This is a genomic window from Flavobacterium sp. GW823-FHT04A11 (genome assembly GCF_058796535.1).
Genome location: NZ_CM179503.1, coordinates 4,760,370 through 4,776,653 on the forward strand (window position 1 = coordinate 4,760,370; position 16,284 = coordinate 4,776,653).

The window sequence follows — 16,284 nt, forward strand, 5'->3', positions numbered from 1 at the left end:
TTCTTTGTTTCAAGTTTCAAGTTATGAAGCCGTTGAAAAACTATGTTTTTTATCTTTTCTCTAAGTCAATTCTCTCCAGTCTATACTCTCCAGTCTATACTCTTGCTTCTATATTCTTGCATCTAAAATCTATAATAAAAAAACCTCTTTGCCTCTCTCCTCTGAGAAAAACGGACGAACAGTTGTAGTTTGTCTGCTCAAATTGTTTTGCGATTCTGTTTTGTGAAAGCGATTCTAAATTCTAAAAAAATCACTTAAACAATCAAACCGAAAAGAAAATGAGCGTTTCAAAATACATTTATGTTTGCACTGGTTTTATCATGAGTGTGAAATTTTGGATTCTAAAATCCTGGTTTCACTGACAAAGACAAATCAGTTTTTTCAATGGGCATCTTTTTAAGAGTGATGCGCTCTGTTCAAACAGATTTATAGTCTGTTGGCGATTTACCATTCATCCAATCGATTAAAATCGATGCAGGATTCGAACCTGCAAATTTCTATTGCTCTAACCGAACTGAGCTATCGCATTGCTGCGAATGGGAATCGAACCCATGACCCATAGAGGAAGTCGTTTTTTGGAAAACAACCAAAAACCTCCAAATCAAGTTGCATAGAAAAACATAATACGCTTTCGCGAAAAGTTCCCTACAATGGTGCTATACAGAAACACGCAACAGGACTTGTTTGATATTGTAAATCAAAGTTTCCTTTGATGAATTTCAGTTTATAAAAGAACTTGTTTTATTTCCTGAGCAAATATTCAAATTTTACTGCGCAACTATTTTGCGTAGAAATAAAAACATTATTTTTTGTTCAGGAAGAGTCCCGATAGCTATCGGGACGAACTCTCAAAATACTGATTCTAAGTCAGCCGCGTATACCATTCCGCCATTTCTGTATTTTGTCTGGGAAGCAGGATTCGAACCTGCGACCTCCCGCGTCCAAGGCGGGTAAACAACCACCGTTATCTTCCCAGATTTTTTTTTATAGGTTCTAAGGTTCCGAGTTACTAAGAGGCTTATTTTTACCTTTTTAACCTTTGCACCTTCCCTCAGAGCCTTAGTCCCTCAGCAACTCAGCACCTTAAACAAGCGGCTCATACGGGAGTTGAACCCGTTTCTCCCGAGAGACAGTCGGGAAGGTTAGCCAGTAACCCCAATGAGCCAGTTCTTTCTAGAGAACGAGCGATTTCGGAAGGAATCGAACCTTCAACCTATTGATTAACAGTCAAGCGCTCTGCCAATTGAGCTACGAAATCATTTATTTTTGGGCACAAAAAAAGCACCCGGTTAAAGGTGCTTCATGAGATTTAATACGATATAATTATCCTATTGCCTGTATTCATGCACCTGTATTGTTAAACATCCAAGATCTGAGCTCGGGTTTAGCAGTTGTTTGTTATGTGTGTTATTATTAAAAGCCATTTTATATGTTGTATTATATTTTGAAATCATTCTCGTTTTTTAAAATTCTCTTTTGAAATTTTCTTCGGCAAAGATAATGTCGAAAAAATTAATTATCCAAATCATTTTTAAAATTATTTTACTGATTATCAATTAGTTATATTTAAATAAAAACCATAAAAATCCCTGTCCGCATACTAGTGCAGATCTCTTTTTTAATCAAATGACTGTCTCTCATCAGATTACTTTTCAAGATTATATTTCGCTATTTAGTCTAATCATTAAACATTTGGTCAATTATTTTTTTAATTATTTTTAGTTAAGGGTTATTTTTTGGTTATTCTGATCGAATTTGAAGTGTTTTTTTACTTCTTAAAACAAAAAAAGCGCCCCGATTAGGACGCTTTTATATATTGTATGTTGAGTTTGAAACTACAAATTACATTTCTCTTCTATAAAATACATATCGCATCCGATACCTTTAGCCGGAACAAATCCTGCTAAACGGTCGCTATTTTGTCTTTTTGACAGATTGATATGTATATATTTCATTTTCATTTCGTGGGCAAAAGTAATTGTTTTTAACAAATATTGAGTCTAATTGATATAAAATTCTACAATTCTTGTCTTTCATTTTCTTTTAAAATGTAAAAGCAATACTTTTTTTAATATTTTTATCACTTCAAAAACACATTATGAAAGAATATATTGATTCCATTAATTGGTCGGAAGTTTGGGAATTTTCAAAACATATATTATTACCAAACATGGGTTGGTTTATATTCTGGACTATTTTATTTGTTGTTTTGGGACTCATTATCAGCATTGTTCTAAATGTGTACTTGTATAGAAAAAACTTTTTTACGAGAGATAAAAAATACTACAACTGGATTGCCAAACTCTGGATTCCGTATATCGTAATAATCTGTTTGTATTTCTTCGGAATGCTGGGTTTATTTTATGGCACACATTCTATTTTATCCAAAGAAAATAAAAGTTTGACGGCAAGTATTTATACGAAAACAATTGGAAATACATTTGCCTCAGAAAAAGATAAAAAAGCATTTTTGGCGACGCTTCAGCAATTATCCAATTCATCTGAAAATGTAAGCAAATCGACGACCGAAGCAATTGCTTTGTACATTAAAAATAAGAATACCGGAATGAGTTCTGTTGATAATTTTAAAAATTCGTCGAGTGCTTATTTGCTCAAAAAATACGAACCTGAAGTTTACAGCGCTATTATTTACGGCTTTATGAAAGTTGTTGATGATAAAGCTGATCTTGCTTCTTTCAAAAAAATAAAGTATGCGGAATTTAAATTGCTTTTGCAGAAACTCGACAAGATCGAACCTAAAAGAATTGAAGACTCTATTCAGTTAGAAATGAGCCATAAACTGCAAACTTTTTTAGATTATATCTATAAAGGAATCATGCAACACGAATTATTGTTTTTCGCGCTTTTCCTGATTATTCCGTTTGTTGAATATTTGATTTATTTGAAGTTTGTAAAGACTAAAGAAGCTGATGCAAGCGAACTAAAAACTGTTGAGAATGTTATTTCTCGCTAATTTTGATTAAGGTTTTATCTGCTGTTTATGCTTTATAAAATTTAACTAAAGCGAAAAAACATACTTTAATTAAGTAAGAAAAAGCGTATATTTACATTTCGCAAAAAAAACTAAAACCGTACTTTACCGAATCAACCGTGTTTTTTACGGATCACTGTTTTTTATAAAAATTTTAAATACCTTTGAATTATGAGCACAGCAACAAAACCAAAACATATTGGCAGAAATATTAGCCGAATAAGAGAACTTCGAGGTATGAAACAAGAAGCACTTGCCCAGGCAATTGGTTCAAACCAGCAAGCTATTTCCGGAATTGAAGGAAGCGAAGAAGTTGATTCTAAAAAACTTGTAGAAATTGCAAAAGCACTTGGTGTTACGGTTGAAGCTATTGAAAACTTTTCGGAAGAATCTGTTTTTAATTTCTTTAATAATTTTTACGATAATAGTGCTAATAATGGTCAGGGAAATGGAAACACTAATCACAATGCTTGTACTTTTAATCCTCTTGATAAGGTTGTGGAGCTTTATGAACGTTTGGTTCAGTCTGAAAAAGAAAAGGTTGAGTATTTAGAGAAGTTGATGAAATTGAAATAGGATTTTTTTTATTATATATAAAATGCGCAATGGGAATTGCGCATTTTTTTTGTTTTTAAAACTTTTAAAATACCGTTTCTTTTTAAATTGTTTTGTCTTTTGTTTTATTCTTTACATTATTATTAAGTAGTTTAGAGTATTCACTTAACAAAATTATTTAACCAAACTCGGATTTTATTTTTTTTATTTGATTTAGCTTCACCCGCAATCTTTTTATCTTGCAAAACTTTAATAAATTCCCAATTAACTTCATTATCTTCTAACATTATTTGAGATTTAAAATGAATATCATTATATGGTTTTTGCAATGATTTTATTAATTTTATAATATCAATTTTAGTCAATTTATTTGCCATTTTATTTATTAATCTAACTTTAATATTATCATCAAATTTATGCTTCATAATTGCTTCAAGTTTACCAAAAGACAAAGTCGAACTGATATTCTTAGCAGTATCTTCAATCTTCAATAAAAAACTAGAGACCTCAAACGCTAGTTCCTTATTAATTAAATCTCCTTCATTTATCTGATTATTAACTATATACACTTTTGATTCTTCTTTTAAAAAATCATCTTTTAAAAGTAAAACAATATCTTCTATTTCGAGTTCGTGATTTTTTGTAAAGCTTAAATAATTATTCCAATCTTTGATTAAGAGATCTATTTGTAATCCTGGATGTATTGCTTTAAGTGCTTCAAAATTGGATTCATTAAGAAGAATAAAATTAAATTCAATAAGTTTTTCAACCTTATTTTTATTTATTAAATTATAATCAAAATCTTCGTCAAAATTAAAATCTTGAAAAAAGCATTTTGCAAGAACAGTATATGAGTCAATTGTTAATTTGTCGTTACTAAGTAGTTTTAAAACAAATTCATCTTGAATGACTTTTTCACTACTAATTTTAATTTTTGTTTCTTTCTCTAATTGTAAATAATTATCCGTTTCATTTAAAAAATTAGTTAATATTTCATTAAAGAGCTCATCAGTTTGCTTATAGTACTGATAAACATTCTCCCAATCTGCTACAACTTTATTATTCTTCATTACCAAATCATATATATCCAAAATTTCAAGGTCATCAATATTTGGTACTTTATTTATTTGTTTTTTAATAAATATTTCAGCATTATCAATTTGTAATTTTTCATCGTTAAGAACTTTTAAAACATAAATAGATTCTTCATTTTGATCATTTTCTAATTTTAAATAAAGATTTTTAATATAAGAATTATAATTCTCAAATTCTAAATAGTTAATAATATCTGTAAGCTTACTTTCGTAGATATAAGTTAAATTTGATTTATTAAAAGTTTCTAAATTGAATTTAATACCCAACTTGTATTCTGTAATTGTTGCTAGATTGTTATATGTGATTTCGTATCTATTTTTTTGATAAATAATATCAAACACCTTATTTAATTTATCATTGAAAGGTAATATTGCTTTAAACTTAACATCTAGAACTTTCTCGGATAAAATATCTTGAATTCTATCCAGAGAATTTTGTTCATTAAAGTCATACAACATACTAACATCATTAGCTATGTATGAGCTTAATTCTTTATTTTTATTGACATATAAAAGAGTGGCATCATCAGCAACACTTAATAATATATAGAGTATATTCTTTTTATCTTGTTCAATAAAATTAGGGTCTTTTTCTATAGTATTCCAAAATTTATCCCAGCTTTTAGCTAACTCAATAATAAATGGTTTACTTTGGCTGCCATCGTATATATAAGAACTTAAAAAAAGTTTAGTTCTTCTACTACTCCAATTTGCAATTGTATCTAATAAAGCTTGGAATTTGTCCTTATAATTAAATTTAAAAACTGTTATATGATTTATTAAATCAACATTTAAAATCCGGTCATTTTTAAAATAATTAATTGGGAGTTCATCGATAATATCATCAATGTTAGTTAATTCATAATTATATGGCTTAGGCTCACTTATTCTAGAAATAATATTAATTTTAAATTCTTGATCAGCTTCATTTATTCCTCCTTTTTGAAAGATAGAAATATATTCTTTATAATGTTCATCAATATACCCGTTTAACAATAAAAAGATCAATAGCTGATCATAATATATTCGATCTTTTTCTTGTATTTCACTTTCCTCATAAAAAACATGAATTTCTTTTTGTAAATCTTTTTTTGATAGATTTTTATTTTCAAGAATTTCCTTTAATGTCCAATTATTTAAATCGTTTTGTTTATCGCGATTTTCTTTGATTTCATCTTCCTTTTCTAGAATTCTTTTATCTAGATTTACAATCAAATCATACTTCTCAGAATATGAATAGCCAGTAATACCATCAATATCACTAAGTTTTACACCAACCGCATAATCGGAAGTATTATTAAAATATCTTATTTCATTATTATAGAATAGATTTAGATCAAAACCATTATTAATGAGAATTTTAAAAGTTTTACGTTCCGAATTATATATCAATCCTTTACAATTTAATTCATTAATATGCTCTTTTATATGGTACAAATAAATTGTATTCAAATCGCTTATTTTCTTAATATTATCACTTTTTATCTTTTTTATGTCATCTTGAATTAAATCTATTTTATCATTCAGACTTGTAATAGAGCCTTTAATTAATTCTTCTTTATTAAAAAACATTAAGTCAATATTACTTTTGCTTATATGTAATCTAGAAAAATCTTTCGGCCTTAAATTTTTGTAAATTATTAGAGCTAATAACTTTTCTGGATTTAACTCTTCATTTTCTAGCTTTTGTTGTTCTTTATAAATTATAAATTCATTAATAATATTTACAAGAGTTCTATTATCAGTTATAAAAGATGAAACTGTATTTATAAATTCTTTCGTAGGCTTACTAAAAACTTTATCGTCTATAAAAATTTTATCTAATTTCTCATTTAAAACATTTTTTGAATTACTATAATTAACAAATGGTATGGCAGGAATAATTAAATCAAAAAATTTGGTTCTATCTAATTCATCTAGAAACAAATCATCTTTAATAGCGTATAAGAATGTAATTTTACGAGGATCATTGGGATTAATATTGAACAGATAGGTGTTAATAATAAAATTAACCTCTCTTAATGTTCTATATATTTCTGTAGTATTAAATCTATCTAAATCTTCTATAACAACAATATTAATTGAGATCTTCTCGAAAAAATATAAAATTTCATCAATATGTTTATTTAGTAAATCCTTATTTTCACTTTTATTTCCAAACTCAGCATCTTTAAGACTAATTTTATTTATTCTTAAATTTTTTAATAGCTCAATGAAAATTTGACCTATTATAGCCATAGATGCAATAGAAATAATAATTAAAACAAAACAACTCAAATTAAAATTATCAGCTAGCTTCCAATTATTAGGATTCAATTGGTAACTGTAAAAATTTAATAATAAATATGTTGATATTGCAAGTGATAAAAATGCACTAACTTTAATCCAATTTTTAAAATCCAAAACATTTAATTCACTTATTCTACTTATTCTTGATTCAGGTAGTTTTTCCGCCTTTTGACTATATATAATTTGTTGTAAAATATTTAGTTGAATCTGATCTTTAAATGTAGTATAATCATTAGTTTCATTAAATGAAGCAAGTGAAATATTTAAAATTTCAAAATTAGAATATTGAGATTTAAAAGATTTTATTATTGTACTTTTCCCAGATCCATAAACACCAGATAGTGCTAGATTCTTAATATCTTTATTGTCGATTGCATTTTTAATATGTCTAAGATACTTTTGTATTCGTGGATCATCTTTTTTATCCAACGGAGATAATATTTCCAATTCAATCTCTGTATTTTGATTGAGATTATTTGCTTCTGAGGAAATTACTTCTTCTTCAATGTCCTGGTTCTCATTTTGATTTATCATAATACATTTTTTTTTTAAAATATAATCCAAAAATTAGATTTATATGGTACCTAAAAGAAATCTAATTCTTCACTTCTGTTCTTATTTAATTGACAAAGGAACTTTTTATCAAAGATGTATTAATTTTTGATAATACTTCTACGGATTTCCGTAAGTTAAAAATCTTCATCGTCAAATATAAATAAACAAAAAGCCTTTAAACTCAGTAAATATACCTGATTTAAAAGCCAACAAATAATCTTTTATAAAATCTAACTAAATCCCAAAAAACTCTTTAGCATTCTTCGTCGTTTCCTCCGCAACAACAATCCCAGAAACTCCTTTAAACTGCGCAACCGTCGCTGCAACAAAAGGCAGAAAAGCAGGTTCGCAACGGCGTTCGTGGTATTTTTTCAGGAGATTGTTTGGTGTGTTTTTCGGGAGCATGAATGGCGCATCGGTTTCGATCATCATTCGGTCCAGCGGAACGTATTGAATCACTTCTTTTAAATGATTAAAACGTTTACTGTCGGATATTGCCCCAGTAAAACCAAGATAGAATCCGTTATCGAGATAGGTTTTGGCTTCGGGCAAACTTCCGGTAAAACAATGCACGACCGCTTTTGGCAATTGTGGCAAATAGTCTTTTGTAATGCCCATAAACTTTGCAAAAGCAGCTCTTTCGTGCAAAAACAAAGGTTTCTGAACTTCGATCGCCAATTCTAATTGCGCTTTGTAACAGGTTTCCTGTACATTTCTGGGCGAAAAGTCACGATCAAAATCGAGTCCGCACTCGCCTACCGAAACGACTTGTTTGTGTTTTAATAAATTTCGCAGTTTCGAAATGCTTTGCGCATCAAAACTCTTCGCATCATGCGGATGAATTCCGGCTGTAGCATATAATATTCCGGGATATTCTTTTGCTATTTCAGCCGAAGCTTCGCTGTTTTTTACGCTTGTTCCGGTAAGTATCATTTGCGATACATCGGCATCTAAAGCGTTTTGTACGACATCTTCTATGTCGTTGTGGAATTGTTTATTGGTTAAATTAATTCCGATATCTATGTATTGTTTCATTGTTTTTTAAAGTTACAAAGGCTCAAAGAGGCAAATGTTCAGAGGTTCTCTCTCTTTGAGTCTTTCTGTTTTTTAATTATTTTTTATTTTGCCACGAAGGCATTAAGACACAAAGTTTTCTATTCTTTGGTCTGGTTATTATTATTTTTTAAGCGTAATATTTGTCATTTCGACCGAAGGGAGAAATCTCCCCGAGAAACTCTACAAAGATTGGACTCACGTTGCGGAGCTACTTGCGGAGATTTCTCCTCCGTCGAAATGACATAAAATGAGGATACTTTGCGTTAAACGCACTGCTGTGCGCCTCTACAATGAAAACTGCCACTGAGACTGAGCACTAAAAGCGCCCCCCCTACACTGAAAACTGCGACTCCGACTGAAAACTAATCCTCACGGCTTCCATCATCCGCCATTCTCACCAGCTTCGGCGTAAACTTCGCCACTACGTCGACCAAATCCTGTTGTGCTTCCATAACCTGATTGATGTCTTTGTAGGCCATTGGTGCTTCGTCCAGACCTGCGCCAATAAGCGTTACGCCATGATGCTGCAAGATTGATTTCATCTCGGTTTTGGTGATGTTTTTTATGGCTTGTGTTCGGCTCATTTGTCTTCCTGCTCCGTGTGAAGCCGAATTAATGGCGTTCTCCTCGCCTTTTCCTCTCACCAAAAATCCCGGTGCGGTCATACTTCCCGGAATGATTCCCATCACGCCTTTTCCTGCCGGAGTGGCTCCTTTTCTATGCACGATTACTTCTTCGCCGTTCCAGATTTCTTTCCAGGCAAAATTATGGTGGTTTTCGACTTTGGCTAAAATCGTTGCGCCCAAAGCGCGTTCCATTTTGTTGTGGATAATCTCATGACAAGCCGAAGCGTAATCTCCCGCAAGGTTCATCGCCATCCAGTATTCCTGACCCAATTGTGAGTTCATATCCAGATAAGCCAAATTCTTGGCCACTTCAGGAAGTTTACAAACGTCTTTGGCCATTTTAGTATAATGTCCGGCAATTGTGGCACCCATTCCGCGTGAACCTGAATGTGTTAACAAAGCGACATATTTACCTTTCGGGATATTCAATACCGCATCGTCTTTTGCAAATTCCATGATTCCGAATTCGACAAAGTGATTTCCACCACCTGAAGATCCTAATTGCGACCAGGCTTTATCTTTCAAATTCTTCACAAACGGAGTCATATTAAAAGCGTCGTTTTCTAAAACCGCATGATCTGATTTGTATTGTCCGTGAAATCCGTGTCCGGCTCCAAAAATAGAATTCGCGATTAATTCTTTTTTGAATTTGGCTTCGTTTTCAAAGTAAAAATCCTCCGCAATATCATAAACCGACAATGCCATTCGACAACCAATATCAACTCCCACACCATACGGAATAATGGCGTTTTTGGTCGCTAAAACGCCGCCAATTGGTAATCCGTAACCCTGATGAGCGTCCGGCATTAATGCTCCGGCAACGGTAACAGGCAATTTCATTGCAACTTCCATTTGTTTTCTCGCTCCGTCTTCGATCTGATCTAATCCGTAAGCAGAATATTCGTTTGGGTTTTGATTTAAAGCAATGAAATCTTCCGGTTTTTCATTTGCTTTTTCGATCAAAGCAATTGCCAATTTGCTGAAGATTTTATCGTCGATATAATGCTCCGGAGTTTCTAAGACGTTTTTGAAATTGGCGATCATTTCATCACGTTTCAATCCGTGTCTTTTGCTGTTTATTTTTAAGGCAATCCCGATTATTTTTCCTTCCGGGAATCCTAATTCTATTATGTCTGTACCGTTTATTTGTGTTTTCATTTTTTTTGTTTTTAAGGGACAATCCCGATAGCTATCGGGACAAAGGTTCATAGGTGCAAAGGTTTTGTATTAGTACGCAGTTATTTTACGTAGATTTTTTCCTCATTTTATGTCATTTCTCTCCCAAAGCTTCGTGATCGAAATGATAAACTATGCTTTTACTACTTTATGCATTTTAATATATATATTTTTAGTTATTAATTTAAAAGATGTAATGTTAGGAATGGTTTAATTTTCTTTTTTAGCTTAAAATTAAACAATCTATCGTTGTTCCCTTTTGACATTACAAAGATTTCTTAAGTACTGCGCAATTATTTTGCGCAGTAAAAAAAGAATTCTATATTTGAGTAAAAAAGGTTATGAATCTAAAGGAAAAATTTACTCAATTACTTGTCAATATTGGTTTTGAAGAAAAGGAAATTCAGCAGAATTGGTTGAATTTAGAAAAGGCATATTCCAAGAAATCAAGACATTATCATAATCTTACGCATATTAAAGATATGATTGAATGTTTTGATACTTACTTTGATAGGCTTCAATTTCCTAACGAAATATTATTTTCTATTTTTTATCACGATTATATATATGTGAGCAGTAAAAAAGATAATGAACTCAAAAGTGCTGAATTTGCTTTGTCGATTTTACCCGAAAATCCCAAACTGGATAAACAATTGGTTTTTGATGCAATTTGCGCTACACAATTACATCAGCATAATGCAAATGAGGATATTAACTGGCTGATTGATTTTGATTTGAAGATTCTCGCCAGAGATTGGGAAGATTATAAAACCTATTTTGAACAGATTCGGAAAGAGTACCGCATTTATCCTGATTTTTTATACAAACCCGGAAGGGCGAAAGCTTTGAAACATTTTTTGGAGAATGAATTTATTTTTCAGACGGAGGAATTCAGGGGTTTATATGAAGATAAGGCGAGATTTAATATTGAGAAAGAAATAAAATTATTAAGCTAAAAATTGAATTGCGCAAAGTTTTTCTCTCGCAGATTTTACAGATCGGGCAGATTTTATTGATTCATTTTAACGGTTACATATTGCAACGATAAACCCGACAGGTTTTTTAAACCTGTCGGGTTTGCTTGAAGACAATAATAACCTCAGAGTATATTGTAGAGACGCACAGCAGTGCGTCTACGCAACGAATATCCACAACGAAAATTGGAATGGAAATACGTTCATTTAATAAGAACCGTGATTTCATTATTAATGCAAACATTGCAGATATTTTAAATCTGTCCGCAACGATAAACCCGACAGGTTTTAAAAACCTGTCGGGTTTGCTTGAAGACAATAATAACCTGAGAGTATATTGTAGAGACGCACAGCAGTGCATCTACGCAACTAATATTCACAACGAAAATTGGAATGGAAATATGTTCATTTAATAAGAAACGTGATTTCATTATTAATGCAAACATTGCAGATATTTTAACCTGTCCGCAACGGTAAACCCGACAGGTTTTAAAAACCTGTCGGGTTTCTGGACGGAATATTGGAAACGAAAAATAGATTATAACAATATCAAACGAGATTTCTTGTTAACGAAAATTGCGTGAGGGATAGAGGCGATATCCTTTTGTGAAGTGGAACGGAACAAAAGATAAAGCCGAAAGCCCGACCCGGAGGGACACGCCCAAAAAAAACATACTATGTCACAAAATAAAAACGCCTTAATCAGGTACAAGACGATCGACAAATGTCTACAAAATAGATACCGCCAATGGACTTTGGAGGACTTGATTGAATGTTGTTCTGAAGCTTTATTTGAATATGAAGGCCGTGAAAACCCCATTAGCAAACGAACGATTCAGATGGATATTCAGTTGATGCGAAGTGAAAAGCTGGGTTATAATGCGCCCATTGTGGTCTATGATAAAAAGTATTATAAGTATGAAGACGAAGAGTTTACGATTACGGATATTCCGCTGACGGAGACGGATATGAATGTTTTGACGGAAACGGTTTCGATGCTGAAACAGTTTAAGGATTTTTCTTTGTTTAATGATGTATCTGATATACTGCAGCGTTTGGAGGATAAAATCTACTCCGAAAAGTCGCATACAAAACCGGTTATTTATCTGGATAAAAACGACAATCTGAAAGGTTTGCATTATCTGGATGAAATTTATCAGGCGATTATCAAAAAAGTGACGCTTGTAATTACTTATAAATCGTTTAAATCAAGAGAAGAAACAAAATTTCATTTTCATCCTTTTATACTGAAGGAATTTAATAATCGCTGGTTTTTGATTGGAAAGCGAAAAGGCTCTGCTCCTGTTAGCAATTTGGCTTTGGACAGGATTATCGCCATTGATTATGATTTTAATTTTCCTTATTTAGAAGAAGATTTTGATGCTGATTCTTTTTACAAGAATGTAATTGGGGTTACAGTAAATTCTGGTTTACAGCCCAGACGCATTGAACTTTGGATAAATCCGGAAAATGCGCCTTATGTATTAACGAAACCGCTGCATCAAAGTCAGCGGGTGATTCAGGAAAATGAGGACAAAAGTATTATTGTGCATTTGTTTATTTCTCCCAATTATGAAATGGAACGTTTGCTATTGGGTTTTGGTGACGGAATCGAAATTCTGCGTCCGGAAAATCTTCGAAACCGAATGAAAAAAATACTTCAAAAAGCATTAGCCCGTTATGATGAGTAAAATTTATTCGCATTTAAACTCTTATTTTTTTACATAAAGAATAATAAAAGAGGAATTTAAGAGGCACAATCTTTTTTTAGAATCTTAAATTTGTATAAATCTCAAAAAAGAATAGTATATTTCAATTCAAAAACTAACCCTAAACCGCTCTATTTCAGAGATATTTTTTTACTAACCAAAAATTTATTAAAAAATTATATGCATGCATAGTATTTTTTGATTATATTTGAAATCGATATAGTTACATATGAAAGACAAAACGATAGATTACATTTTAAGAGCCACGTGGCAAGCTGTATCAAGAATGTATAACGAAGAAGCTGCAAAATACGATGCTACTATGGCGACCGGATTTGCACTTTTAAGTATTGACAAAGAGGAAGGTACTCCGTCGACTGCCTTAGGCCCAAGAATGGGAATGGAAGCTACGAGCCTCACCAGAACTTTAAAATCGATGGAAGACAAAGGTTTGATTGTTCGCAAAAAAAACCCAACTGATGGTCGCGGTGTTTTAATTTACCTGACCGAGTTTGGAAAAGAAAAAAGAGATTTATCTAAAAATACGGTTCTGAAATTTAATGAAACAGTTAGAAAACATGTTTCTGATGAAAAGCTAAAACATTTTATCGAAGTTTCTGAAATCATCAATGAATTGATTCAGGACAAGAACATATTTAATCACACGAGCGCTAGCGAACTGGCGAAGCAAACAGAAAACAAAGAAAAGGAATAAACAGAATTCAGAAACGAAGATTGCTTATTTCAATTCAAAATACAAAAAACAAATAGTAACAAATTATGAAACGCACAATTAAAAAAGTCGCTGTAATTGGATCCGGAATTATGGGTTCAGGAATAGCTTGCCATTTTGCCAATATTGGTGTTGAAGTTTTACTGCTTGACATCGTACCACGCGAGTTGACAGAAGCTGAAACTAAAAAAGGATTAACGCTTGAAAGTAAAGCTGTTCGCAACCGTGTTGTAAATGAGCACTTGGCGAATTCATTAAAATCAAAACCGTCTCCTATTTACAGTCAGAAATTTGCAAGTAGAATTACTACCGGAAATACGACTGATGATATGGCAAAAATTGCCAATGTAGACTGGATTATTGAGGTTGTTGTGGAACGTTTGGATATTAAAAAACTGGTATTTGAACAAATTGAAAAATTCCGTAAACCGGGAACTTTGGTTACTTCTAATACTTCTGGTATTCCAATTCATTTTATGAGTGAAGGAAGAAGCGAAGATTTTCAACAACACTTCTGCGGAACTCACTTTTTTAACCCTGCGCGTTACTTAAAATTATTTGAAATTATTCCTGGTCCGAAAACTTCAACTGAAGTATTGGATTTCTTAAACGAATACGGATCTAAATTCTTAGGAAAAACATCTGTTGTTGCTAAAGATACTCCGGCGTTTATTGGAAACAGAATTGGTATTTACGGTATTCAGAGTTTGTTCCATTTAGTGAAAGAAATGGGATTAACGATTGAAGAAGTGGATAAATTGACAGGTCCGGTTATTGGTCGTCCAAAATCGGCTACTTTCCGTACTGTTGATGTTGTTGGTTTGGATACTTTGGTGCACGTTGCCAATGGTATTTATGAAAACTGCCCGACAGACGAACAACACGAATTGTTTAAACTTCCGGATTTCGTCAACAAAATGATGGAAAATAAATGGTTAGGAAGCAAAACAGGACAAGGTTTTTATAAAAAAGTAGATAAAGATATTCTTTCTTTAGACTTAGATACATTAGAATACCGCGCTGCCAAAAAAGCAAATTTTGCTACGCTTGAACTAACAAAAACTATTGATAAACCTATCAACCGTTTTAAAGTTTTGGTGAAAGGAAAAGATAAAGCGGGTGAATTCTACCGTAAGAGTTTCTCTGGAATGTTTGCTTATGTGTCAAACAGAATTCCTGAAATCTCAGACGAATTATACAAAATTGATGATGCGATGAAAGCCGGTTTTGGATGGGAAAATGGTCCATTTGAAATTTGGGATGCGATTGGTGTTGCAAACGGAATCGAAATCATGAAAGCAGAAGGTTTAGAACCTGCTGCATGGGTTACTGAAATGTTGGCTTCGGGAAGTGAAAGTTTCTATTCTGTAAAAGAAGGAGCTACTTATTTCTATAACATTCCAACAAAATCACAAGTAAAAGTTCCTGGACAAGATTCATTCATTATTCTGAATAACATTCGCGAAAGCAAAAAAGTTTGGAGCAATAGTGGTGCAATCATTCAGGATTTAGGAGACGGAATTTTGAACTTAGAATTCCAGTCTAAAATGAATACTATTGGTGGCGACGTTCTTGCTGCTATCAATAAAGCAATCGACTTATCTGAAAAAGAATATCAAGGTTTAGTTATTGGTAATCAAGCAGCGAATTTCTCTGTTGGTGCTAATATCGGAATGATTTTCATGATGGCAGTTGAGCAGGAATACGACGAATTGAACATGGCAATCAAAATGTTCCAGGACACAATGATGCGCGTTCGTTACTCTGGAATTCCAGTTGTGGTTGCTCCTCACGGAATGACTTTTGGCGGTGGATGCGAAATGAGCTTACATGCTGATAAAGTAGTTGCTGCGGCTGAAACTTATATGGGATTAGTTGAATTTGGTGTTGGTGTACTTCCTGGTGGTGGTGGATCTAAAGAAATGGCTTTGAGAGCGTCTGATTTATTCCGCAAAAATGACGTGGAATTGAATGTTCTTCAGGAATATTTCTTAACTATCGCTATGGCAAAAGTATCTACTTCTGGTTATGAAGCTTTTGATACCGGACTTCTTCAACATGGAAAAGATGTTATCGTAGTCAACAAAGACCGTCAGATCGCTGAAGCTAAAAAACATGCTTTGTTATTAGCAGAAGCGGGTTATACGCAACCAATCAGAAGAACTGATGTGAAAGTATTAGGAAAACAAGCTCTTGGAATGTTCTTAGTTGGAACTGACCAAATGGAAGCCGGAAAATACATTTCTGAGCACGATAAAAAAATCGCTAACAAACTGGCTTACGTAATGGCCGGTGGTGATTTATCTGAAGCGACTTTAGTATCTGAACAATATTTATTAGATATCGAACGTGAAGCTTTCTTATCTCTTTGTACAGAACGTAAGACATTGGAGAGAATTCAGTATATGTTAACTAAAGGGAAACCACTTCGTAACTAGATAATAAGATGAAAGAAGCAAGAAGCAAGATTTCAAAATTAAAAATTTTGTCTTTTCTCTTGTTTCTTGCCTCTTGCTTCTTCCTAA

The 16,284-nt window shown here is 32.4% G+C and carries 10 protein-coding genes and 3 tRNA genes; 7 read left to right on the forward strand and 6 right to left on the reverse strand.

All coding sequences use genetic code 11. From position 1 onward, the window contains the following. Window positions 1-904: 904 nt before the first annotated feature. The 3 genes from AC3QL1_RS20335 to AC3QL1_RS20345 form a co-directional block, all read right to left on the reverse strand. A tRNA-Pro gene (locus AC3QL1_RS20335) sits at window positions 905-976 on the reverse strand. A 116-nt stretch (window positions 977-1,092) separates the two neighbouring features. Then, window positions 1,093-1,165: transfer RNA gene (locus AC3QL1_RS20340), tRNA-Asp, on the reverse strand. 20 nt (window positions 1,166-1,185) lie between these two features. After that, a tRNA-Asn gene (locus tag AC3QL1_RS20345) sits at window positions 1,186-1,258 on the reverse strand. A gap of 840 nt (window positions 1,259-2,098) precedes the next feature. Between AC3QL1_RS20345 and AC3QL1_RS20350 the strand changes: the two genes are divergently transcribed. Both AC3QL1_RS20350 and AC3QL1_RS20355 read left to right on the forward strand, forming a co-directional pair. Continuing rightward, window positions 2,099-2,974 (forward strand): hypothetical protein, encoded by an 876-nt coding sequence (locus AC3QL1_RS20350; RefSeq protein ID WP_492493955.1) that lies wholly within the window; start codon window positions 2,099-2,101, stop codon window positions 2,972-2,974. Between the two features lie 189 nt (window positions 2,975-3,163). Next, on the forward strand, window positions 3,164-3,568 hold the full coding sequence (locus AC3QL1_RS20355) for a helix-turn-helix domain-containing protein (protein ID WP_492493956.1): 405 nt from the start codon (window positions 3,164-3,166) through the stop codon (window positions 3,566-3,568). Between the two features lie 140 nt (window positions 3,569-3,708). On the opposite strand, the gene AC3QL1_RS20360 is transcribed toward AC3QL1_RS20355, so the two are convergent. The 3 genes from AC3QL1_RS20360 to AC3QL1_RS20370 form a co-directional block, all read right to left on the reverse strand. Then, the gene (locus AC3QL1_RS20360) at window positions 3,709-7,464 is read right to left on the reverse strand and encodes a YobI family P-loop NTPase (RefSeq protein ID WP_492493957.1); all 3,756 of its coding nucleotides are present in this window, start codon (window positions 7,462-7,464) and stop codon (window positions 3,709-3,711) included. Window positions 7,465-7,719: 255 nt separating this feature from the next. Next, window positions 7,720-8,520: a TatD family hydrolase gene (locus tag AC3QL1_RS20365; protein ID WP_492493958.1), complete on the reverse strand. Its 801-nt coding sequence runs from the start codon at window positions 8,518-8,520 to the stop codon at window positions 7,720-7,722. A gap of 383 nt (window positions 8,521-8,903) precedes the next feature. Next, a complete protein-coding gene (locus AC3QL1_RS20370; protein WP_492493959.1) occupies window positions 8,904-10,325 on the reverse strand; it encodes an RtcB family protein in 1,422 nt (473 codons plus the stop codon). 359 nt (window positions 10,326-10,684) lie between these two features. Between AC3QL1_RS20370 and AC3QL1_RS20375 the strand changes: the two genes are divergently transcribed. From AC3QL1_RS20375 to AC3QL1_RS20395, 5 genes are all read left to right on the forward strand, one after another. After that, window positions 10,685-11,299: an HD domain-containing protein gene (locus AC3QL1_RS20375; protein ID WP_492493960.1), complete on the forward strand. Its 615-nt coding sequence runs from the start codon at window positions 10,685-10,687 to the stop codon at window positions 11,297-11,299. Window positions 11,300-11,508: 209 nt separating this feature from the next. Further along, entirely contained in the window at window positions 11,509-11,730 is a 222-nt protein-coding gene (locus AC3QL1_RS20380; protein WP_492493961.1) for a hypothetical protein, read from the forward strand. Between the two features lie 264 nt (window positions 11,731-11,994). Then, window positions 11,995-13,008 carry a helix-turn-helix transcriptional regulator gene (locus tag AC3QL1_RS20385; protein WP_492493962.1) on the forward strand — a complete coding sequence of 338 codons (1,014 nt, stop codon included), beginning with the start codon at window positions 11,995-11,997 and terminating at the stop codon, window positions 13,006-13,008. A 247-nt stretch (window positions 13,009-13,255) separates the two neighbouring features. Continuing rightward, entirely contained in the window at window positions 13,256-13,741 is a 486-nt protein-coding gene (locus AC3QL1_RS20390) for a MarR family winged helix-turn-helix transcriptional regulator (RefSeq protein WP_492493963.1), read from the forward strand. Between the two features lie 65 nt (window positions 13,742-13,806). After that, window positions 13,807-16,197 carry a 3-hydroxyacyl-CoA dehydrogenase/enoyl-CoA hydratase family protein gene (locus AC3QL1_RS20395; RefSeq protein WP_492493964.1) on the forward strand — a complete coding sequence of 797 codons (2,391 nt, stop codon included), beginning with the start codon at window positions 13,807-13,809 and terminating at the stop codon, window positions 16,195-16,197. The last annotated feature ends 87 nt before the right edge of the window (window positions 16,198-16,284 follow it).